The following is a 20,573-nucleotide window of genomic DNA, read 5'->3' as shown; positions in this document are numbered from 1 at the left end:
GCGACCGGACCATGCTGGATGCGCTGCACCCGGCAGCGGAAGCCTTCCAGGCGGAACTCGAAGCGGGCCGCCCGGCGCCCGAGGCCTGGGCCGCCGCCGTGCGGGCCGCCGGGGACGGCGCGGAGCGGACCGCCCGGATGCGGCCCCGGCTGGGCCGGGCCAGCTATCTCGGGGAGCGCGCACTCGGCGTGCCGGATGCGGGGGCCGCCGCGGCCGTGGTCTGGCTGCGCGCGCTGGCCGCCGTGCCGTCCTGAAGCCGCTGAGGGGGCGTGGCTTCCCGGTAAGGGCAGACGGCGGAAGAGGAGGGAGTCGAACCCACCGGAGACGCGCAGCGCCTCCCATCGGATTTGAAGTCCGTGCACCCCACCGGGGATGTTTCTCTTCCGGAGCGGGAGCTACGCCGGAACCCCGGCCCGATCAAGCCGCTGACGTCGGGCCGACTCATTCAATGGGACCGCGGCCTCACGGCGCTCCTCGCCCCGGGCGGCATCTCCACCCGAAAGGCCTTCTCGTTGCGCGCAAATCCCTGGCCATCCAGGATGGCCCGGGCGCATCATGGCAATGGTCGGGAGCGTACGATCTGGCGGGCCATGCGAGATAGCGATGAGAACTATATCTACTCCATAGCCCTCCATGACCCTATAAAATAGGCATACGCATGAAAATCGACGGTCTTCATGGTGCGGTCTCCTTCCGTCCGGTCGGGACTCACCATGAACACTGGGGTATCGGGACTATGGAAATCGACAAGGACAAAATCGACGATGCAGTCCTTGCGCTGCTCTTCCACTCACTCGGCCGGGACGGCCGGTCATGGAAGAGCTTCGATTGGGGCGCGATGAACCGAGTGCATGAGAAGAGGTTCATCAGCAATCCGTTCGGCAAGGCGAAATCCGTCGTGTTGACCGACGAGGGAATCGAGCGGTCGGAACAGCTTTTCCGGACGCTCTTCTGCAAGCCCGAATAAGACGACCGAACTGAAGTGCTATTTCCTGATCGTAACGCCGAACAGATGCTTCGCCATGAACTCGGTGAACGCAGTCAGCTTCGGTGAGGGATATCGGGTCGAGGGCCAGAGCAATCGGAACGTCCCCGCATTCGCGGTGTGCTCTTCGAGAATCTGAACCAGCCTTCCGGCCTCGATGTATCGCGCCACCACGAAATCCGGCAGGCAGGCGATGCCAATGCCCTGTTCGGCCAGAGACAGCAGCGGTTCGATAGTGCTCGCCACCACCGTCGCAGGAAGCTCAATGTCCAACGCCCCTCCATCGGCATGGAGCGGCCACCGTTCAAGTTTGCCGGTGCTCGGAAACTTGTGGTGCAGGCAGCTATGGTCCAAGAGATTGGCAGGCGTCTGCGGCGTGCCTCGGGCTTTCAAATAGCCAGGCGCAGCCACGATTTGGTGCCGGAACGTGCCGATAACACGGGTCATCAGACGCGAATCGCTGACCTCGCCGGTGCGGATCACCGCGTCGAACCCCTCATCAATGACATCCACGAGCCGATCCGTGAAATCAAGGTCCAGCTCAATCTCCGGGTAGGTGCGGACAAAAGCCCCGATTGCCGGCAGTAACAACATACCGACGAGCGGAAGGCTGACGCGCAGCTTTCCGCGTGGCGCTTCCTGGCGCTGCGACAGTTCCAACTCGGCGGCCTCGATTTCGCAGACGATGCGGCGGCAGCGTTCAAGAAACAGCACGCCCTCGGGGGTTAGCGTGATGCTGCGCGTGCTGCGATGGAAGAGGCGCACGCCGAGCCGATCTTCGAGCCGGGCGACCGCTTTGCCTATGGCGGAAGCGGACACGCCAAGCTGGCGGCCAGCAGCAACGAAACTGCGGGTTTCCGCCGCCTGCATGAACGCGCCTAGCCCGGCCATGTGATCCATCATGCCAATCTCCATTGCGGACGCATATGTCCGCTAAGAATGGAAATGTAGCCTGATTTTCTTTTCTCAGCACGTCTTTATGTTTCCGCGAAATCAAACAGTCGGACCAAGACCAATCGCCTGAAGCAATCGTCGGACTCCGCCTGGCAAACCTTTCAACTGTCCTTGCAGACGGAATCCTGACCGTGACGACAACAACCCTTGATGGATCCTCAGCCAGAAAATGGCTACTTCTGCTCTCCGCGTGCCTGACTGGCGTGCTGATCCCGCTTTGCTTCACCGGCCCGGCGGTTGTTCTGCCATCCGTGAACGAAGCGCTCGGCGGCACGGCCGTCCAGCTCAATTGGGTCATCAACGGTTATATCCTGACCTATGGCAGCGCGATGATGGCAGCGGGGAGCCTGACCGACATCTACGGCCGCAAGCGTGTCTGGCTGTCGGGGCTGGCGCTGTTCGCCGCCGCCACCATCGCCATTCCGTTTTCGCCGACCGTGATCTGGATGGATGTGTTCCGATTGATACAGGGTCTTGGAGGCGCTGCCGCATTCGCGGGGGCCATGTCGTCGCTGGCGCAGGAATATGATGGCCACGCCCGGACGCGGGTGTTCAGCTTGCTCGGCACAACCTTTGGCGTGGGTCTGGCCTTCGGCCCGCTCGCGGCTGGTGCGCTCGTGGATTCTCTGGGCTGGCAATGGGTGTTCCTGGCGACCGCCGCCATTGGCCTCCTTGGTTTCGTGATGGTTGCATGGTCGGCGCGGGAATCCCGCGATCCTAACGCCACAGGTCTGGACTGGCCGGGGGCCATCAGTTTTACGGCGGCTTTGGCCCTCTTCACCTACGCGGTGTTGCTGGCGCCGGAAGAAGGCTGGGGCAGCGCTGCGGTTGTCGGATCGCTGCTGGTCTCTGCCATTCTGTTCGCGGCTTTCATTGTCATCGAACGGCGCGTGGCGAGGCCGATGCTCGACCTGTCGCTGTTCGCTAGAGCCAAATTTGTCGGCGTGCAAATCCTCGCTGCATCGCCCGCCTTCTTCTATGTGACCCTCATCATTCTTCTGCCGGCCCGGTTCATCGGGATCGAGGGTCAGTCCGCACTCGATGCCGGGCGGCTGATGATTGCCTTGTCGGTGCCCTTGCTCGTCGTGCCTTTCTTGGCCGCCACTCTGGCCCGATGGGTAACGGCTGGCGTGCTGTCCGGCATCGGTCTCCTTATCACCGCACTTGGACTGGTGTGGCTGGCGCAGGCGCTGTCGGTGGGCAACGGCGCGTCGATCATCCTGCCGATGGCCACTATCGGCATCGGCATCGGTCTGCCCTGGGGCCTGATGGATGGTCTTGCCGTCAGCGTGGTCGAAAAGGAACGCGCCGGTATGGCGACGGGCATCTTCAACGCGGTGCGCGTTTCGGCCGATGGCGTCGCCATCGCCATCGTCGGCGCGCTGCTGGCCGGGCTGATACAGTCCGGCTTGATCAGAATGTTCTCCGCCACGGCAACAAGCCATGACGGCATGATCGAGGCGGCGAACCGTATCGCCATGGGCGACCTCGCCGGTGCCACCACGATCCTGCCTGATGTCGGACGCGCGCTGCTGGTTCAGAGCTACGACAACGCTTTCCAGATGCAGCTTTACATCCTCGCTGCGGCCAGTGTTGTGACAGCGCTGATCGTTTTCGCACTGCTCGGACGTGTCCGGACACATGACGAGGATGGCGCATGACCATCGCTTCGTCATCCTCCACGGCAAAAAAAACGATAGATCGGTCTGGCGTATGTGGGCGGCGGCGTGGATCGTCACCGCGATATTCATTCTTTCCAACTCCGCGACGCCACTCTACGTCCGCTGGCAGTCCAGCATCGACTTTTCCTCGACCATGCTGACGGCGATCTTTGCCGCATACATCCTCGGGCTTCTCCTGACTCTTCTGGTCGTCGGACAGCTATCCGACCGCTTCGGACGCAGGCCCGTCCTCGTGCCCGGCTTGGCCGCCGCGATCATAGCATGTCTGCTCTTTGCCGGCGCGCAATCGGTAATCATGTTGCTGATCGCAAGATTCCTGTCCGGCATCGCGGTCGGCGCGGCGGTGTCGGCGGGCATGGCGTCCGTCGTCGATCTGGGCGGACCGGATCGGCGGCGGCAAGCATCGTTGCTCGCTTCGGTCTCGATGGTCCTCGGCGCGGGCCTCGGCCCGCTGCTGGCCGGTAGTCTCGCGCTTGCGCTGCCCGAACCGATCCTGCCGATCTTCGGCGCCGAACTCGCGATCCTTGCCAGCGCGACGCTATTGGTATTCCTCCTGCCGCTGCGAGAGGGCACGCCCACGGCCAGCGCTGCATGGCGGCTGCGTTTGCCGAGCGTTCCACAGCCCAACCGCCGACACCTTGCCTTCGGCATCGCCGTGTTCGGGCCGGGGATCACCGCCACATCGTTCGTGCTGTCGCTCGGCCCTTCGCTGCTCTCCCGCCTGATCGGCGTGGCAAGCCCGCTGATCGCTGGCGCCATGGCCTGCGGGATGTTCCTGACGGCGACGGGCGTGCAATTCCTCGCTCGCAGCCGTCCCGTGCGCACGATCTTCCTGCTCGGCGCGAGCGCGACCGTGCTGTCCATGGTCGGGATCGGGATCGCCGTCGCGGCTTCCAGCGCCGTGGCCCTGATCGTCGCGGCGCTGCTCGCCGGTAGCGGCCAGGGTCTCGGTCAACTCGGCGGGCTGACGCTTATCGGGCTGCATGTCCCTGCCGAACGCCGCGCCGAAGCCAACGCCGTCCTCAACATCGGCGGCTATATCCCCGCCGGCCTCATGCCGATGGCGACGGGCCTGGTCATTGATCGAGCCGGACTGGCAACGGGCGCGATCTGCTTCGCCGTCGCTCTCGCAGTCATTGCCGTCGCCGGGGGCTTCTTCGTCGGCCGCAATCTGGCCGAGGCGGAGGATCAGCCATGAGCCGCCCGGAAGCGAATCTTGATTGGAAGCGGCCGGCAGGAATCGAAGATCACGCCGCATACAATCGCCTGTTCCAGCCCGGGCGGCTGACGTTCGGCTTCATGGCGCCGCTCGAAGGCTATCCATCCTCGCCGGGGCCGACGCTGCGGGATCATACGGCAATGGTGCGGAAGGCCGACGAACTCGGCTTCTCCGCCATCTGGCTGCGTGATGTTCCGTTTCTCGACCCCGGATTTGGCGACATCGGGCAGGTCATCGACCCGATGGTGTATGCGGGCTGGCTGACAGCGCAGACGAAAAGCATCACAATCGGCACGGCAGGCATCGTGCTCCCTCTGCGCGATCCCCTGATTGTCGCCAAACAGGCGGCAAGCGTCGATCAGCTATCCCATGGTCGCTTGCTGCTCGGCGTGTCCACGGGCGACCGCCCGGCTGAATATCCGACCTTCGGACTGCCGTTCGACAACAGTGCGGAACGATTCCGCGATGCTCTGTCCATGATCCGGGCGTCCACGGAAAGCGACTTCGGCATCTTTCAGTCACAGCACTATGGTCGTCTCGACGGCAGCCTCAACCTTGTGCCCAAGCCGGTCGGCGCGCGCCTGCCGCTGATCGCGATTGGTCGGGCCGGCCAAGACATCGCCTGGCTTGCCGCCAACATGGACGGCTGGATTTGGCACCTAAGCGATTTCGGGCGGCTCCCGGAGGTCATCGGCAGATGGCGTGCAGCCACACCGGACGCCGTCTTCAAACCTTACGGATATGGCACCTTCTTCGATCTCGACTCTGACCCCAATGCCTCGTTGCAGTTCGTGCGAGGCATCCGCATCGGTCGCCGCGCGCTGGTTGAACTATGGAAACGGCAACAGGACGAAGGTGTCTCCCATGTCGCCCTTAATCTCAAACCACTCCGGCGACCAATGGATGAAGTGCTCGACGAGTTGGCCGAGCACGTTCTTCCCCATTTCCCGGCGGCGGCGATTGGGCCATGACCCATGCGTCGCCGGCAAGTTCATAAGCGGGGTAGCGTAAAGCAGCCGACGACGATCGAGCATACGCTTTTGCGTTGCGGGCGCTTTCCAATGGTCGCCCTGATCCAGACATTGGCCGTAGCCGAGTATCTCAGCTTCCATCGCGCAGCGCGAATGCTCAGCACCAGCCAGTCGAGTGTCAGCCAGCGGATCAGGGCGCTTGAGGAAGACCTTGGCGTCGTTCTTTTCGATCGCAACACGCGCGGCGTCCGGCTGACCGAAGCAGGTCGCCATTTTGTCGATCAGATCAGTGATGCCCTCGGTATAATCGACTTCGCAATTATTACAGCCGGGATGCAGGCGCGCGGCGAGGAAGGCAACCTACGCATCGGGGTCCATGCCCTCACGCCGGGTTGCTTCCTCGACCGTCTGTTCGAGCATTTCCACACCGAGCATCCGTGCATTCGCCTGGACATCGCCGAATGCACGGCGCGCGAAGCCCAGATCATGTTGCGTGAAAGCAGGCTGGATCTCGCCTTCATGGCCTGCACCCACGAAATCCACGACCTCAGCTCCCGAGTAATCTGGCGCGACCGTCTGATGGTCGCCCTGTCGGCCGGGCATCCGCTGGCAGCACTATCGGAAGTGGGATGGCGGCAACTTGCACAGGAAACATTTCTCATCCGCTATAGCGGCACAGGACCGCAGGTTCTCGATCTGATCCTGCTACGCTCCGCCGGAAAATGGCCGACACCGGCAATCCGCCGCGTCGATGTGGGCCGCAGCGCACTCTTGTCGATGATCGCAGCCGGGCATGGTGTCTCGCTCTTCGCCGAGGAAGGCGCAGCCTTCAACATGGCGAACGTCGTCTTCCTGCCGGTCCACGACGAGCCTGACGCCATCGCCTTCTCGGCCGTCTGGTTGCCCGGAAATCGCGATCCCGCGATCGTCAAGTTGCTTGCTCTGGCGATGGAGACAAACCGACACAGCACGCAGGGCTAATTCGTAGCCCGGCCGCTGGCCACCTGCTCAGGAACAGCATGAGCTTTGCGTCATGGAAGGAACGCAAGCCGATCGCGAGCGCGCTGCGCGCTGTCTATCGTGCCGAGACGGCCGAGACCGGCCTGGCGGCGCTCGACGCGTTCGAGGCCGGCCATTGGGGCAAGCGGCATCCGGCGATCGCCCAGAGCTGGCGGCGTCACTGGGACCAGGTGATCCCGTTCTTCACCTTCCCGCAAGGCGTGCGCCGGATCATCTACACCACCAACGCGATCGAGGCGCTCAACTCGAAGCTGCGCCGTGCCGTGCGAACCCGCGGCCACCTCCCCGGTGACGATGCCGCGATGAAGCTACTATACCTCCGTCCTCAACAAGGCGGCCGAGGAATGGAAACGGCCGCCGCGCGAGTGGTCGGAGGCAAAAACCCAGTTCGCCGTGATCTTCGGCGAACGGTTCGTCATCTGATGACGATAACCGGCCCCGCGCACAAAATTACTGATAGTCCCATCCGTAGGATAACGCCAAGGCCGAGAGCTTCGTGAAACGCTCAAGGTCGGGGCTGTCTATCCGATGGCCTACGAGATTTTCGAAGACATCACTGCCGACCTTACGCGCTTCATCGATCAGGGCTACAACGCCAGCCGATTGCACTCTGCGCTCGGCTATCTCAGTCCGCAGCAGTTCGAGGATCAACACGCCCGGCTCACAGTCAAATCCGTAGCCTGATCCTGTCTACCCGCAGGGGCGCACTCCAGAACTGGGCTACGACAGCGGCTTGACCAGCGTTGCCTCAGATCCACTCTTTTGCACTTCCCGGCCCTCAACTCGCTTACGGCCTCAGCAAGACCTTGCCTTTACGGGCCGGCTGCAAGCTGGCCGCAGCGGCCTGGGCGGCATCGGCGAGGTCGTAGACGGCCTCCACTGGCAGCAGCAGCTCACCGGCCAGCGTACGCTGCAAGAGTTCACCCACCAGGCGACGTTTGTCGTCCGCCGACATGGCCAGGCTAACCTTGCTGCCCCAGAAGCCCTTGACCGTGGCCTGCTTGAAGATGAGCGAGCCGGAGTCGATTTGCATCGGCTCTCCAGCCATCGTGCCGAAGGAAACGAGTGTCCCGCCTTCGCCCAGCAATCCCAACAACGCCGCGCTGGCGGCGCCACCAATGGAATCGATTCCCGCGCGCGCCAGCCCGGAGCCAAGAATGGCGCGGGCAATTTCCTGCCACTCGGGCTGCGCGGTGGAAACGACATGATCAATGCCCAGGGCCGCCAGTTCATCCACACCAGCATCACGGCGCACCAGATTGAGCACATTTATTCCACGCGCGGCGGCCAGCATCGCCAAGGTTTTGCCGACCGCACCATTGGCCGCGTTCTGGACGATCCACTGACCCTGGTCGACCTCGAGGAACTCCAGCAGCATCAACGCGCTCAGGGGCATGGCAATGAGCTGCGCCGCGGTTTCGTCCGGGATGGCTTCCGGCATCGGTACCAGCAGCCGTGCGGGGGCAAGGAAATATTCTGCCCAGGTGCCATGCACCGAAGCAACAGCTACCCGCTGGCCGTTGGAGACGCCTTCGACGTCATCGCCAAGCGCATCTACGATGCCAACCGCCTCGCTGCCGCCAATTGCGGGGAGGTCCGGCCTATAGCCGTAGCGGCCCCGGATCGTCCACAGGTCGTGGTTGTGAATCGGCGCAAGCGTGGTCTTGACGCGGACTTCGCCTGGTCCGGGTTGCGGTATCGGACGGTCGCCGAGTTCGAGGACTTCGGCGGGTTCGCCGAATGCAGTATGGATGGCGCTGCGCATGCTGGTTTTCTCCTGTTCAGGCTACGGATACGTGCAGGCGCACCTCGATGTTGCCGCGCGTGGCATTTGAATACGGGCACACCTGGTGGGTGGCTTCCACCAGCTTGCGTGCGGCCGATTGGTCCAGTCCATGGACTTCCACATGCAAGTCCACGTCCAGCGCGTAACCGCCGGCGGCGGTCTGGCCAATGCCCACTTCCACCGAGGTGCGTGTGGCGGTCGGCGCCAGTCCCAATTGCTTGGCGGCCACGGGCAATGCGTTGTCGAAGCAGGCGGCGTAGCCCATCGCAAAAAGCTGCTCGGGGTTGGCTCCGGTCTTGCCGGAGCCGGGCATGGCCATGTCCAGTGCGAGGCTGCCGTCGTCCAGCGCGGTACGGCCGGAACGGCCGCCGGTGGCGGTAGCGCGGGTTTTGTAGAAAATCTTCATGATTGGCTCCTGTTGAACGAGAACGACGACACAAAGCGAGTGCGTTATGCCTTGCCAGCGAGCAGGGCCCGCGCTTGCGCCAGCGCATCGGCATATGGCGCGCGCAAGCGAAGATTGGACGCGCCATCGGCACTTTGCACCACCACCGCCTTGGCGTGGCTGAAACGTCGGAAGCCGTGAATGCCGTGGTACGCTCCTATGCCAGACGGACCCACGCCGCCGAAGGGCACGCTCTCGACCACGGCATGCGTCATCACATCGTTGATGACCGCCGCGCCGGAAGTCGTGCTTTCGAGAAACGCTTGCTGCTTTGCCGGGTCATTGCCGAAGTAATAGGCCGCGAGCGGGCGCGGATGCGCGTTGATGTAATCAAGCGCCTGCTGCGGGTCATGGTAGGTCAGCACCGGCAGGACAGGGCCGAAGATTTCTTCCTGCATCACCTGCATGTCTTCCTGCGGATTGAGCACCAGGGTCGGGGCGAGCTTGCGCGTGCGTGCGTCAGTATGCGGTTCACCCGCAGGCTCCAGCCCTACCACGCTGGCACCCCTGGCGCGGGCGTCGTCCAGCAGGCCGATCAGGCGGCGGTAGTGGCGGTCGCTGACGATGGAGGTGTAGTCCGGGTTGTCATGCAGCGTCGGCAATGTGCGGGCGACAAAGGTACGAGCGTGCTCCACGAAAGCGTCGCGCGCCGTTTCTGGCAGAAGCACATAATCCGGCGCGATGCAGATCTGACCGACGTTGAAGGTCTTGACCGTCAGTACACGCGCAGCGGCGGTAGCTATGTCAGCATCCGTGTCAATGAAAACGGGTGACTTCCCGCCCAGCTCCAGCGTCACCGGGACCAGGTTTTCAGCGGCCGCCCTCATGACGTGGCGACCCACGGCCGTACTACCGGTGAAGATCAGATGATCGAACGGCAACGCGCTGAACGCCTGGCCCGTTTCGGCATCGCCCAGCACCACCTCCAGTTCCAGTGGGTCGAAGTAGCGTGCGACGAGTTGTGCCAGCAGTTCGGATGTGCGGGGCGTCAACTCCGAGGGCTTAAGCAGCGCACGATTGCCTGCTGAAAAGACGCCCGCCAGAGGGCTGAACGCCAGGTTGATCGGGAAATTCCAGGGGCTAATGATGCCCACTACGCCTAACGGCTGATATTGTACGCGCGCTTGCATCCCAGGGCCGGGAGCATCTTGCTCACCCGGCTGCATCCAAGTTTCCAGATGCTCGCTGGCATGGCGAAGTGCAGCAACCGACGACAGCACGTCCGCCAGCAGGCTTTGGTAAGGGCTACGATGTCCGTAGTCGGCGCTGATGGCATCAGCCAGTTCATCGTGGTGTGTGATCAGCAGTTCCGCGGCACGTTGCAAACGGTCACGTCGCAATTCGGCGCTGGCCGGGCCACCGGCCAGGTGCGCCTGTTTCATCCGCGCGACCTTGGCGTTCAGCGCGGCAGAAATATCTGAAGTATTCATGGCGGATTTCCTGAGTGAATGACCATCCCGAAGCCGGTGGCAAGCCGCCTCCGGTAGGAACGAATGTGCCCATGACGGCTCGCTGCGGCAGCAGAGCAGCCTGGATCGCTTTGGCAGAGGGAGAGCGACTGGCGCGCGTTAGCGCCGGTCGGTCGGCACGACGCCAGGCCGGCCTCAGCCGAGTAGGCTGAGGAGTGCGCGGGCGACTCCTTCGGAACTGGCCGGATTCTGGCCGGTCACCAGATGACCCTCAACGACAACATGCGGGTGCCAGTCCGGGCCCTTCTCGTAAAGGCCACCTTGGCGCTTGAATTCATCCTCGATCAGGAATGGTACGATCTCGGTCAGTTCGACCGCCGCTTCCTCGCCATTGGTGAATCCGGTGACCTTGCGACCGGCAACGAAGGGGCGACCATCGGCCTGATGCGCCTTGGTCAGCGCGCCCGGCGCGTGGCAGACCAGACCGAGCGGCTTGCGCGCGCGATCCTGAGTCTCGATCAACGCTATCGACACCGGGTCGTTGGTCAGATCCCACAGCGGGCCATGGCCACCGGGGTAAAACACGGCATCGAAATCGGACACTGCCACCTCGGCCAGTTTTCCGGTGTTGGCCAGCTCCGCCTGCGCCTGAGGATCGGCCTTGAAGCGGGCGGTCAAATCGGTCTGGAACTCGGGCAGATCGCTCTTTGGATCCAGCGGGGGTTGGCCACCCTTGGGGGATACCAAGGTGATCTGAGCACCGGCGTCCTTGAACACATAATAAGGAGCGGCGAATTCCTCGAGCCAGAAGCCGGTCTTGTGACCAGTATCACCGAGTTGGTCATGGGAAGTCAGTACGAACAAGATCTTCATAAGAATCATCCTTCGATGGGTTAGAATCAATTACGTGATCGGAACATTTGGGGGCGTTTGATCACAGGCGAGCAGGGTTTCCGTGGCAATCAGGGCCTGATGTAGTGGCATCCTGTTCTGGCTGAGTTTGGTGAGTAGCGCGGCACCCAGCCACATCTGGTACAGCATTCGCGCCAGCGCAGGTGACGGCGCACCATCGGGCACTGAGCCGTCTTCGCGGGCTTCGTCGATCAATGCGGCAATTCTCGCCAGCAACTGTTGAACGCCCGCATCGAGCACGCGGCGCATGTCTTCGGATAGGTCAGCCACCTCTGCGGCGAGCTTCACCACCAGACAATCATCGGCCCACCCTTGCACCGGATTGGCCGAATCAGATGAACTGGTCGGATCGGCGATCCAGGCATTCCAGTACCGCATAAGACTTTCACGTCCATTGCCTGTCTCCGCGAGCAGGCGAGCAAGCTTTTCAATGTATTCGTCAACGTACTGTTGCAATAGCGCGCAGCCAAAGGCCTCCTTCGACGCAAAGTAGTGATAGAACGACCCTTTAGGGACGCCACATTCCTTGAGGATTTCCATCAGGCCCATTGCAGCGAACCCCCTGTGCAGCACGAGCCGATACCCCGTGTCGAGGATATGTTGGCTGGTAACTTGAGCTTTTTTGGTCAGGTTCATGGGTGTAGCTATACATAGAAATAAACCGGTCGTCTAGTGCCATGGAAATCGCCGTCCAACCGGAATGGCACGAGCTATCAGGCAGCCTGGCGAATGAAGCACAAGCTGATGCAGGCCATGGAGGAACAGAAAGCAGGACGGGATGCTCGGCGGCGTGATGCAACTGGACGATGCCTATCTGGGCGGGGAGCGCAACAGCGCCAAGGCAGGCCAGGGATCGGAGAACAAGCGCCCCTTCGCGATCACGGTAGAGACCACGCAAGACGGTCGGTTACAGCAGGCGGTGATTGATCCTGCCGACTTCACCAAGCCGTCAGCCGACCTAGGTGTTCAGTCCCGGAGTGTGATGGAATCAGTCAATCCGGCTCCGCATTCCAGGAGGGATTATGGGCCAGATACTCCATGGCAGGGCCACGACTACGCACGCCATCCGAGCGGCAATACAGCGATCGAAGGCTCCGCTCAAAGAGCTAGCGGCGAGGTATGGCCTCAACCGGAAGACGGTCGGCGATCGGCCTCGGCCAATTCAAGTCGCCGTGCTTCTCGCTTTTCCTCTCACTCGAAAATCTGACGTGCTCGTTCTCTGAAAACACCAAAATCTGCCGCCAAGGCGGAGAACGTCTCACCAGCGCGACGGCGTTTCAAAATCTCCTGGTTCCGCTTCTCTGTCATCGCGACAGTTGAACCTCCGATCATTCCGATAACATTCCAACTCTATTCGCGCCTCTCAGCAATTCAAGCGGCGATCAGGATGTCAAGACTTACGGCTTTCCGGCCTTCCGTATCTTGATCCGGCCCATGTGCCCGGCCTCCGCTCCGCTCTGGCCGGGCGGGTTGCTTGGGGGCGCTGCCCCCTGGCGCGGCACAAGGGCGGACGGGCGGTATCCCCAGCCTTCCGCGCGGATATGTGCTGCGCACCTTCGTCATGACTTCGATCCGCTTGTGCAGGCCGGGTGATCCCCCTCCGCCCGTCCGCCCTTGCGCCTTGCACCCCCCGGTCTCGGCGACGGCCAGGGTTGCAGCGCAGCGCTGCGCTCCAACCCAGACCAATGAGGAAAAAGACCATGACGACCAATGCACAGATCACGACCGTTGCCGAACATGGCGAAACGGTTTTCATCCCGCTCAACAAGCTCAAGAAGCACCCGAAGAATGCCCGCAAGACCCCGCATAGCGAGGCGTCTATCGAGGGGAAAGCGGCGAGCATCGCCGCCAAGGGGATGCTGCAAAACCTTGTGGTGGAGCCGGAAGCGAACGCGGAGGGGGAGCCAACCGGCTTCTATCTGGTCAGCGTCGGAGAAGGCCGCAGGCTGGCGCAGCTTCTGCGCGTCAAGCGCAAGGAGATCAAGAAGACCGAGCCGATCCGCTGCGTTATCGACACCGCGAACGACGCGGCAGAGATCAGCCTTGATGAGAACGTCAACCGCGAGAACCTGCATCCCGCCGATGAATTTGAACGCTTCCGCGAGCTTTCGGAAAATCGCGGATGGGGCGCGGAGGAAATCGCGGCCCGGTTCGGTAAGTCCGCGCATGTGGTGAAGCAGCGGCTTCGCCTCGGCGCTGTCAGCCCCAAGCTGATTCAGGTTTACCGCGATGGCGGGCTGACCATGGACCAGTTGCAGGCGTTCGCCATCACCGACGACCACGACCGGCAGGAGCAGGTTTTTGAAAACCTGTCCCATAATCGCGAGCCGTGGATCATCCGCCGCGACCTGACCGCCTGCAATGTGGCGGCTTCGGATCGGCGGGCGGTGTTCGTCGGCGCGGAAGTCTATACCGAGGCGGGCGGCAACATCATCCGCGACCTGTTCACCGAGGATCGCGGCGGCTTCTACGAGGATGCCGCGCTGCTGGACCGGCTTGCGCTGGACAAGCTGGAAAGGACCGCCGCCGAGGTTCAGGAGGCAGAAGGGTGGAAATGGGCTTCGGCCTATATCGACTGGCCTCACGCCCACGGCATGCGCCGCACCTATCCGCAGCCGGTGGAGCTTTCCGAGGAACAGGAAGCCGCCTACGAAGCCGCGCAGGAGGAACTTGAGCGCCTGTCAGCGGAATGGCAGGACGCAGATGCGGACCTCCCGCCCGAAGTGGATCAGCGTCTTGCGGAGCTTGAAGCCGAGATCGAGCGGATCGACGGGCTGCGCTATGCCTACGATCCAGACGAGATCACGCGAGGCGGCGTTTTCGTGGTTCTGAACCATGATGGGGAAGCCCGCATCGAGCGCGGTTTCATCCGTGCCGAGGACGAGGCCCCGGAGCCGGAGGAAGCCGAAAGCGCAGACGGCGGCACCATCATCGACGGGGTGCGCGTCAACGCCGATGGCGAAATCATCGGGGAAGACGGCGAATATGACGAGGACGGGAACCACGTTTCCGCGCTCGACGCCGAGGACGAGGAAGCGGAGGAAGACGGCAAGCCCCTGTCGGACTCGCTCATCCGCGACCTGACCGCCCATCGCACCCTTGCCTTGCGTCTCGCCCTTGGCGAGCAGCCGGACATGGCCTTGATCGCCGTTATCCATGCCCTTGCCGCGCAGACCTTCTATCGCGGTGGAGGGGATGCCCACGCCCTCGAAATCCGCCCGATCAGCGCCAGCCTTGGCGGACATGCGGACGGCATCGAGGACACGGCGGCGGCGAAGGCGCTGGCGGATCGTCATGCCGGATGGGCGGCGGACATGCCCCGCGACGTGGCCGATCTTTGGGGCTTCATCGCCGGTCTGGACCATGCCAGCGTCATGGCGCTGTTCGCCCATTGCGCCGCGCAGACCGTCAACGCCCTCAAGCTGCCATGGGAGCAGAACAAGCGTCACGCCCATGCAACGGCGGACAGGTTGGCGACGGCGGTTGCGCTCGACATGACGGCGCATTGGACGCCGACCGTTCGGGCCTATTTCGGGCGCGTCACCAAGGCCCATATCCTTGACGCCGTGCGGGAGGCGCTTGGCGACGAGGCGGCGGAACGCATCGCGGACATGAAGAAGCCGGAAATGGCGGAAGCGGCTGAACAGCTTCTGGCCGGAACCGGCTGGCTCCCGCCGATCCTGCGCACCGAGCGGCCCGCATGGCTGGCGGTGGACGAGCAGCCGGAAGCTCCCGCCATGGAGGACGAGCCTTTCGCCGTGGCGGCGGAATGAAGGATGGGCCGGGATCGCATCAGCGGTCCCGGCCTGCCACCCGGAAAAATCCGGCCGCGCGGCTTCCCCGCGCGGCCGGATGACCTCGACAGAACAGGAACACATCGGCACATATCGGAACGTGCAGCGGCCATCATGGCGATTGCACGAAAGGCGGTGCCGTCAGCAAAGGTGAAACATCATGGTCGCCGTCATGTTCATGAGCGTTGCGCTGACAGCGCTTCTCTGCGTCCTCGCCTACAACCTCGCTGTTTACGCGCTGCCCTTTTTCGTCGGGCTGGCCGCAGCACAATTCGCCTACGGGACCGGCTCTGGCCTGATCGGCGCGGGGCTGGTCGGCCTGTTCTCCGCTGGCGCAGCGTTCGGCATTCTCGCCGGGCTTTTCGAGACGATCCGCTCGCCCGTCATTCGCCTGATCGTGGCGCTGATCTTCGCCGCGCCCGCCGCCGTTGCGGGCTATGCGCTGGTCTATGGCGTCACCAAGGAGGCCGTGCCGTCCGACATCTGGCGGCAAGTCTTCTGCATTGCTGGCGGCGGATTCGTCGGCTTCTCCGCCTTGGCGCGTCTGGTGAACGGTGTCGGCCAGCCTGCGAAGTAAAGGCACGGAAACGGCTGGCAGAGCAAGGCAACGGCCAATCTTGACATGATAAGGAATATTCCTTACATTGCACTCCACCGATTTATGGAGGCCCGCCATGGGAGCGCTGCTGAAAGAAGAAAGCACCATCACCGCCAAGGGACAGACCACCGTGCCGAAGTCCGTTCGGCAGGCGCTGGGCGTTGACTATGGTGGACGCATTGCTTTTCTCATTGATGAGCAGCACCGCGTCTATGTCCAGAAGGCCGAGATTGAAGAAACCGCCGATCCCGTGATCGACCGTTTTCTCGAATTTCTCGCGCGGGACATGGCGAAGCAGCCCGAGAAATCTGTTCTTCCGTTCCCGCAATCCTTGCTCGACCGGGCTGTTGCCCTGACGGCGGGCATGACGGTCGATCTCGATGCCGAGATCGAGGGGGACGTTTCGATCTGATATGCCGACGATCAATGGCTGGACCGTCCTCGCACACCCTCTTTTTCTCGATCAATGGGAAAAGCTGATCGAGGCGGTCGATACGCTCAAAGCGAAGAAACCGGACGATTATCAGAAATCCGCCGACGCCAAGTTGCTCGCGTCCTTGGTCCAGCTCGTCACCGTCAATGTGCCATCGGACCCGACAGCGTCCATCTATCGCCAGGGCGCGACCCTTGGCGATGACCGCAAGCACTGGTTTCGCGCCAAGTTTGGCAATGGTCGGTTTCGGCTCTTTTTCCGCTACAGCAGCACCAGCAAGGTCATCATCTTCGCCTGGGTGAACGACGAAAACAGCTTGCGAACCTACGGCTCCAAAACCGATGCCTACAAGGTCTTCAAGGGGATGCTGGATGACGGCAATCCGCCCGACGATTGGGGAGCGCTGCACAAGGAGGCTTCCGATCCCAAGGCCGTTGCACGGCTGGAAAAAGCCTCGCCCCCGAATCCATGACGAATGCTGTTGAACGTCACAGGATTGGGCGTTGCCCTCCGGGCCGGGCTTTCGGCTGCGCCGGAACCACGCCAAGGGCGCGTTTCCGCCATTCGGCTTCAATCCCATAACGCAAGGGGCGGCGGCGGACATTTCGCGCGCAGCCCATCCGGCTGGCGAGTCAGTCTCGCGGGGCCGGTCATGGTCGCCACGGCAGGCCCAGGCTGAGATTGGGCTTTCCGTCCGCTTCGACGGACGGACGGATCAGCGCCGGGCACCCGGATCATCCGCTCGGCGAGGTAGTGCATGCCGCCCCGCAAGCGGTCTTCCGGCCACACCGGGCACGCCAGCACCGGCGAAGGTCAGACGAAGCCTTGCCCGCAAACATCCTGCTGGCATCATACGAACTGGCCTTGACGGTCAGGGTAGAAAAGACAGCAGCCGATGCGACCGGCGCAGCGTCCCCGATCCCCGGCGCGGCGCAGGACGGTCGCCATTGCCGTATTCCCGCGATTTCCTGAAACGAGCGCTCCATTTGCGTCCTCGATTGGCACGGTCTGACCGAAGACCGGCTTCGCCTCGCTCGTCTTCCCGCAACGTTCGTCGCCAGCTTTTTTCCGCCGCCTTCGGCTTTGCATCGCGAGCAAAAAAGCCGTCGCCGGCCGCCTTCCACTTTGTTCCAGCCCTGACGGGTGCGGGGCCGATCGTCCCCGGTCTCACGACCACCATCGAGGTCGCATTGGTGCGGCCCGACAGGAAAAGGAATACGACAATGGCGACCATCGGCACCTTCACCCAGAACGAGAACGGCGCGGGCTTCACCGGCGCGGTCAAGACCCTGACCCTCAACGTCAAGGCCAAGTTCGTCCCCAGCGAGGGCGACAGCGAACGCGGCCCCGACTTCCGCATCTTCGCCGGCGCCACCGAGTTCGGCGCGGCCTGGAAGAAGACCGCCCGCGAGACGCAGCGCGAATACCTCTCCGTCAAGCTGGACGATCCGAGCTTCCCCGCGCCGATCTACGCCAGCCTGGTCGAAGCCGAGGACGGAAAAGCCCACAACCTCATCTGGTCCCGCCGCAACGGCGACTAAGACCGGCTCCCGGAATTGCCCCGCTCAACCGAGCGGGGCTTCATTTTGCTCACCTCCGCCGCCATTCAGAAAACAAGGAGATCAGGACACACGGCTTTCCGGTTTTCAGGCTTTGCGTACCGATCAGATCTTCTCCCCGGCCTCCGCTTCGCTCTGGCCGGGCGGGTTGCTTGGGGGCGCTGCCCCCTGGCGCGGCACAAGGGCGGCCGGACGGTATCCCCAGCCTTCCGCGCGGATATGTGCTCTCGCACCTTCGTCACGACTTCGATCCGCTTGTGCAGGCCGGGTGATCCCCCTCCGCCCGTCCGCCCTTGCGCCTTGCACCCCCCGGTCTCGGCGACGGCCAGGGTTGCAGCGCAGCGCTGCGCTCCAACCCAGACCCATAAGGATCAAGATCATGACCTATCATCACCTTGCCACCCGGTTCGGCCGCAACAGCTACCAGATCAGCGGGCGCGAAGCGCTCGACAACGAAGCGCTTTACAGGCACGTCCCGTCCATCTTCGCCCGAGAGGCCCATGACAGCCGGTCGGAGCGTTACGTCTATGTCCCCACCATCGACATCGTGGAGGGGTTGCGCCGGGAAGGATGGTTCCCGTTCTTCGCCGTGCAGTCGGTTCCGCGTGACGGCAGCCGCCACGGCCACGCCAAGCATATGCTGCGCCTGCGCCGGGATGACGGCATCGGCAAGCAGGAGGCGGCGGAAGTCATCATCGTCAACAGCCATGACGGAACCAGCAGCTACCAGATGTTCGCCGGAATGCTCCGTTTCGTCTGCGCCAACAGCCTTGTGGCGGGCGAGCGGTTCGAGGACGTGCGCGTTCCCCACAAGGGCAATATCCAGCATGACATTATCGAAGGCGTCTATACCGTCGCGGAGGACTTCCCCCGGCTGATCGACGCCAGCGAGACCATGAAGGAAATCCAGCTTGGTGAAGATGAGCGCCGCGTTCTGGCCGAGGCCAGCCTTGTCGCCCGCTATGGCGAGGAGGAAAGCCCGATCCGCCCGGAACAGATCATCGAACCGCGCCGCCGCGAGGATGCCGGGCAAAACCTCTGGATGACCTACAACACCATTCAGGAAAATATCATCCGGGGCGGACTCCATGGCCGCAAGCGCAACGCCGAAGGCCGCATCCGCCGCAGCCAGACCCGCCCCATCAACGGCATCGACCAGAATGTGACCCTGAATCGCGCCCTCTGGACGCTGGCCGAAGGTATGCAGCGCCTCAAGACCCGATGACCGCCAATCCGTAGAGCCGGAAAACCGGCTCTACGGATTTCCGCTTTTCAGGCTTTCAGATTGCCCAATTTTTCGCCGATCCGGCTTTGCGGATCGGCGGCGCGGCCATGCCGGGACACGGCCGGCGCTCGCCGAGCTAGGCCCGGCTCGCGAATCCAGATAAGCACTTTTAAGACAAAAATAACCAAACAATCGATCGACTTAGAGGCACAACTTATATCGTTGAGGCAGCTACAGCCAGTTCCTGAAATCTCGCAGGCTTCCGAACCGGGCCTGTCCTGTGCAGCCCGGTATTCGGAGGTAACGCCATGCTTAGCATCGACTGGCGTGCTCCGGCGGCTTACGGGCACACCAAGCATCTGTCCGCCGCCGGCTTCGCCTGGGAATATCTTCGTCGCAATGACGATTATCGCAACGACTTCAACGCTATTGCCCTGACCGGACAAGCCGGCAGGCCGCAATTGGAACGGTTCGCGCTGCGATGGGGGTTGCGATTTCCCAAGCGACCCCGACACATCGCCTGATAATCTGACTCTGTTCTGGTCTCCGCGCATTCAGCCGCAGGCGGTCATGCTATCGCTGGTCGGCCACGAGGACATTGCGGCAGACCTGCCGATCACGTTCGCCCGTCTTGACGGTCTCGATCTGCGCCGCGCGGCCGATGGCTGGCATGGTGTCTGGCAGGCAGGTGACATAGCGCACCAGTTCTGGCTACCCGAAGCGATGCCGGACACCGCCGCCTTCTACGCCGTGACCCTGCCGATGGATTCCTTGTTGGAGCTTCGCATCCATGCCGCACGGCGTCTCTGGCGATCTCTCACCCAGCGACCGCCGGGACCGCCTATCGGCATCCTTCCCGACCAACTCCGGCAATGGCACGTCCTGTCCCTACGCGCGCTGGATGCGCGACTATGCGGCGAGAGCTATCGCGCCATTGCGGAAATCCTGCTCGACTTCCACGGCAACAAGGAGGATTTCGAGGGTGATCCGAGCAAGAACAAGGCTCGCAGGCTGGTGGCGCATGGCATCAAGATGATGCGCGGCGGCTATCGCATGCTGCTGCACTATCCGGTCAAACCCGGCAAACCCTGAGTCCGGTGGATGTCATCGCTTGTCGCCAATGTTACGGCATCACGCCTTGTTGGCCGTAGCCTGCTCCAGAAGCCGCTTGTAACCTTCGCGGGATAGCCATTGCGCCCGTTCGAGATGGCTCTGCCAGCACCGATAGGTCCGAAGCTCCTCGGCGACCGGATCGCGGTGCAGCACGATTTGAGCGACTTCCTTCCAATCTGCATCCTCGGCCTTGGCGTCGAGGAGACGGAGATAGGTCACGAAATGCCGTTCGTCATAGCTGGTGATCTCGTCGCCTGTCGGCGCTACGTCATCCACATCGGGATCAAGTTCGACCGGAACCCGCATCGTCATTCCCCTTCATCCTGGGAGAGCGATGGCTTGCGGTGCGCCCCCGCAAACAAAACTCTCTGACTCCTGGTGATCGGGGAGTTAGTAACCGTGTTGAACGGCCCCATGGCCTTTAGCTGGAAAGCCTGTTGCATACGCCACAGGCTCCCCGACCATAGG

Annotated in this window: 22 protein-coding genes, 1 tRNA gene and 4 pseudogenes; 18 read left to right on the top strand and 9 right to left on the bottom strand. The window is 62.8% G+C overall.

The window, feature by feature from the left end:
• A partial coding sequence (locus tag ROTAS13_RS00365) for a DAK2 domain-containing protein (RefSeq protein ID WP_139323232.1) occupies positions 1-254 on the top strand: 254 nt, incomplete at its 5' end.
• A gap of 40 nt (positions 255-294) precedes the next feature.
• On the opposite strand, the gene ROTAS13_RS26905 is transcribed toward ROTAS13_RS00365, so the two are convergent.
• Positions 295-385, bottom strand: a tRNA-Sec gene (locus ROTAS13_RS26905).
• A 273-nt stretch (positions 386-658) separates the two neighbouring features.
• On the opposite strand from ROTAS13_RS26905, the gene ROTAS13_RS00360 reads away from it, so the two are divergent.
• A complete protein-coding gene (locus ROTAS13_RS00360; RefSeq protein ID WP_216348557.1) occupies positions 659-967 on the top strand; it encodes a DUF6429 family protein in 309 nt (102 codons plus the stop codon).
• An 18-nt stretch (positions 968-985) separates the two neighbouring features.
• Here ROTAS13_RS00360 and ROTAS13_RS00355 read toward each other — a convergent pair whose 3' ends face one another.
• Complete coding sequence (locus tag ROTAS13_RS00355) at positions 986-1,888, bottom strand: LysR family transcriptional regulator (RefSeq protein WP_252571006.1); 903 nt, start codon at positions 1,886-1,888, stop codon at positions 986-988.
• Positions 1,889-2,070: 182 nt separating this feature from the next.
• Here ROTAS13_RS00355 and ROTAS13_RS00350 point away from each other — a divergent pair, with 182 nt between their 5' ends.
• The 6 genes and pseudogenes from ROTAS13_RS00350 to ROTAS13_RS25955 all read left to right on the top strand — a co-directional run.
• A complete protein-coding gene (locus ROTAS13_RS00350; RefSeq protein WP_210201978.1) occupies positions 2,071-3,600 on the top strand; it encodes an MFS transporter in 1,530 nt (509 codons plus the stop codon).
• The gene (locus tag ROTAS13_RS00345; RefSeq protein WP_025292359.1) at positions 3,590-4,819 is read left to right on the top strand and encodes an MFS transporter; all 1,230 of its coding nucleotides are present in this window, start codon (positions 3,590-3,592) and stop codon (positions 4,817-4,819) included. Before ROTAS13_RS00350 ends, ROTAS13_RS00345 begins: the two co-directional genes overlap by 11 nt.
• Complete coding sequence (locus ROTAS13_RS00340; protein WP_025292358.1) at positions 4,816-5,811, top strand: LLM class oxidoreductase; 996 nt, start codon at positions 4,816-4,818, stop codon at positions 5,809-5,811. The genes ROTAS13_RS00345 and ROTAS13_RS00340 overlap by 4 nt, the downstream gene beginning before the upstream one ends.
• A gap of 90 nt (positions 5,812-5,901) precedes the next feature.
• The gene (locus ROTAS13_RS00335) at positions 5,902-6,792 is read left to right on the top strand and encodes a LysR family transcriptional regulator (RefSeq protein WP_075821216.1); all 891 of its coding nucleotides are present in this window, start codon (positions 5,902-5,904) and stop codon (positions 6,790-6,792) included.
• Between the two features lie 20 nt (positions 6,793-6,812).
• A pseudogene (locus tag ROTAS13_RS00330) lies at positions 6,813-7,254 on the top strand (transposase); the annotation flags it as partial.
• A gap of 90 nt (positions 7,255-7,344) precedes the next feature.
• Positions 7,345-7,515: pseudogene (locus tag ROTAS13_RS25955) on the top strand (IS3 family transposase); the annotation flags it as partial.
• A 103-nt stretch (positions 7,516-7,618) separates the two neighbouring features.
• On the opposite strand, the gene ROTAS13_RS00320 reads toward ROTAS13_RS25955, so the two are convergent.
• From ROTAS13_RS00320 to ROTAS13_RS00300, 5 genes are all read right to left on the bottom strand, one after another.
• Entirely contained in the window at positions 7,619-8,596 is a 978-nt protein-coding gene (locus tag ROTAS13_RS00320) for a zinc-binding dehydrogenase (RefSeq protein ID WP_025292352.1), read from the bottom strand.
• Positions 8,597-8,612: 16 nt separating this feature from the next.
• A complete protein-coding gene (locus tag ROTAS13_RS00315) occupies positions 8,613-9,023 on the bottom strand; it encodes an organic hydroperoxide resistance protein (protein WP_025292351.1) in 411 nt (136 codons plus the stop codon).
• Positions 9,024-9,067: 44 nt separating this feature from the next.
• The gene (locus tag ROTAS13_RS00310) at positions 9,068-10,492 is read right to left on the bottom strand and encodes a coniferyl aldehyde dehydrogenase (protein ID WP_025292350.1); all 1,425 of its coding nucleotides are present in this window, start codon (positions 10,490-10,492) and stop codon (positions 9,068-9,070) included.
• A 174-nt stretch (positions 10,493-10,666) separates the two neighbouring features.
• Positions 10,667-11,344 carry a type 1 glutamine amidotransferase domain-containing protein gene (locus tag ROTAS13_RS00305; protein WP_025292349.1) on the bottom strand — a complete coding sequence of 226 codons (678 nt, stop codon included), beginning with the start codon at positions 11,342-11,344 and terminating at the stop codon, positions 10,667-10,669.
• Positions 11,345-11,374: 30 nt separating this feature from the next.
• Positions 11,375-12,019 carry a TetR/AcrR family transcriptional regulator gene (locus ROTAS13_RS00300; RefSeq protein WP_075821215.1) on the bottom strand — a complete coding sequence of 215 codons (645 nt, stop codon included), beginning with the start codon at positions 12,017-12,019 and terminating at the stop codon, positions 11,375-11,377.
• A gap of 66 nt (positions 12,020-12,085) precedes the next feature.
• On the opposite strand from ROTAS13_RS00300, the pseudogene ROTAS13_RS00295 reads away from it, so the two are divergent.
• From ROTAS13_RS00295 to ROTAS13_RS00275, 6 genes and pseudogenes are all read left to right on the top strand, one after another.
• Positions 12,086-12,272, top strand: a pseudogene (locus ROTAS13_RS00295) (IS1595 family transposase); the annotation flags it as partial.
• A gap of 133 nt (positions 12,273-12,405) precedes the next feature.
• Positions 12,406-12,525, top strand: a pseudogene (locus tag ROTAS13_RS27940) (IS481 family transposase); the annotation flags it as partial.
• 558 nt (positions 12,526-13,083) lie between these two features.
• Positions 13,084-15,156, top strand: coding sequence for a ParB/RepB/Spo0J family partition protein (locus ROTAS13_RS00290; protein WP_075821214.1), 2,073 nt, complete (start codon positions 13,084-13,086; stop codon positions 15,154-15,156).
• Between the two features lie 181 nt (positions 15,157-15,337).
• Positions 15,338-15,754, top strand: a complete 417-nt coding sequence (locus ROTAS13_RS00285; protein ID WP_075821213.1) for a hypothetical protein — start codon at positions 15,338-15,340, stop codon at positions 15,752-15,754.
• Positions 15,755-15,851: 97 nt separating this feature from the next.
• The gene (locus tag ROTAS13_RS00280; RefSeq protein WP_075821212.1) at positions 15,852-16,187 is read left to right on the top strand and encodes a type II toxin-antitoxin system PrlF family antitoxin; all 336 of its coding nucleotides are present in this window, start codon (positions 15,852-15,854) and stop codon (positions 16,185-16,187) included.
• Position 16,188: 1 nt separating this feature from the next.
• Positions 16,189-16,680: a type II toxin-antitoxin system YhaV family toxin gene (locus tag ROTAS13_RS00275; protein WP_075821211.1), complete on the top strand. Its 492-nt coding sequence runs from the start codon at positions 16,189-16,191 to the stop codon at positions 16,678-16,680.
• 399 nt (positions 16,681-17,079) lie between these two features.
• Here the strand turns inward: ROTAS13_RS00275 and ROTAS13_RS25950 are convergent, their stop codons facing one another.
• Positions 17,080-17,442: a hypothetical protein gene (locus ROTAS13_RS25950; protein ID WP_139323230.1), complete on the bottom strand. Its 363-nt coding sequence runs from the start codon at positions 17,440-17,442 to the stop codon at positions 17,080-17,082.
• Between ROTAS13_RS25950 and ROTAS13_RS00270 the strand changes: the two genes are divergently transcribed.
• From ROTAS13_RS00270 to ROTAS13_RS00255, 4 genes are all read left to right on the top strand, one after another.
• Positions 17,432-17,749, top strand: coding sequence for a DUF736 domain-containing protein (locus tag ROTAS13_RS00270; RefSeq protein WP_054438423.1), 318 nt, complete (start codon positions 17,432-17,434; stop codon positions 17,747-17,749). The two genes, ROTAS13_RS25950 and ROTAS13_RS00270, sit on opposite strands and share 11 nt — an antisense overlap.
• A 397-nt stretch (positions 17,750-18,146) precedes the next feature.
• Entirely contained in the window at positions 18,147-18,992 is an 846-nt protein-coding gene (locus tag ROTAS13_RS00265) for a DUF932 domain-containing protein (RefSeq protein WP_075821210.1), read from the top strand.
• Positions 18,993-19,300: 308 nt separating this feature from the next.
• The gene (locus ROTAS13_RS00260; RefSeq protein WP_075821209.1) at positions 19,301-19,516 is read left to right on the top strand and encodes a transcriptional regulator domain-containing protein; all 216 of its coding nucleotides are present in this window, start codon (positions 19,301-19,303) and stop codon (positions 19,514-19,516) included.
• Between the two features lie 46 nt (positions 19,517-19,562).
• Complete coding sequence (locus ROTAS13_RS00255) at positions 19,563-20,084, top strand: DUF2285 domain-containing protein (RefSeq protein WP_075821208.1); 522 nt, start codon at positions 19,563-19,565, stop codon at positions 20,082-20,084.
• A 39-nt stretch (positions 20,085-20,123) separates the two neighbouring features.
• On the opposite strand, the gene ROTAS13_RS00250 is transcribed toward ROTAS13_RS00255, so the two are convergent.
• Entirely contained in the window at positions 20,124-20,411 is a 288-nt protein-coding gene (locus ROTAS13_RS00250) for a DNA -binding domain-containing protein (RefSeq protein WP_075821220.1), read from the bottom strand.
• Positions 20,412-20,573: the final 162 nt, after the last annotated feature.

The sequence above is a fragment of the Roseomonas sp. TAS13 genome, assembly GCF_001950415.1.
GTDB lineage: Bacteria > Pseudomonadota > Alphaproteobacteria > Acetobacterales > Acetobacteraceae > Roseomonas > Roseomonas mucosa.
This window is presented reverse-complemented; position numbering and strand designations above follow the sequence as displayed.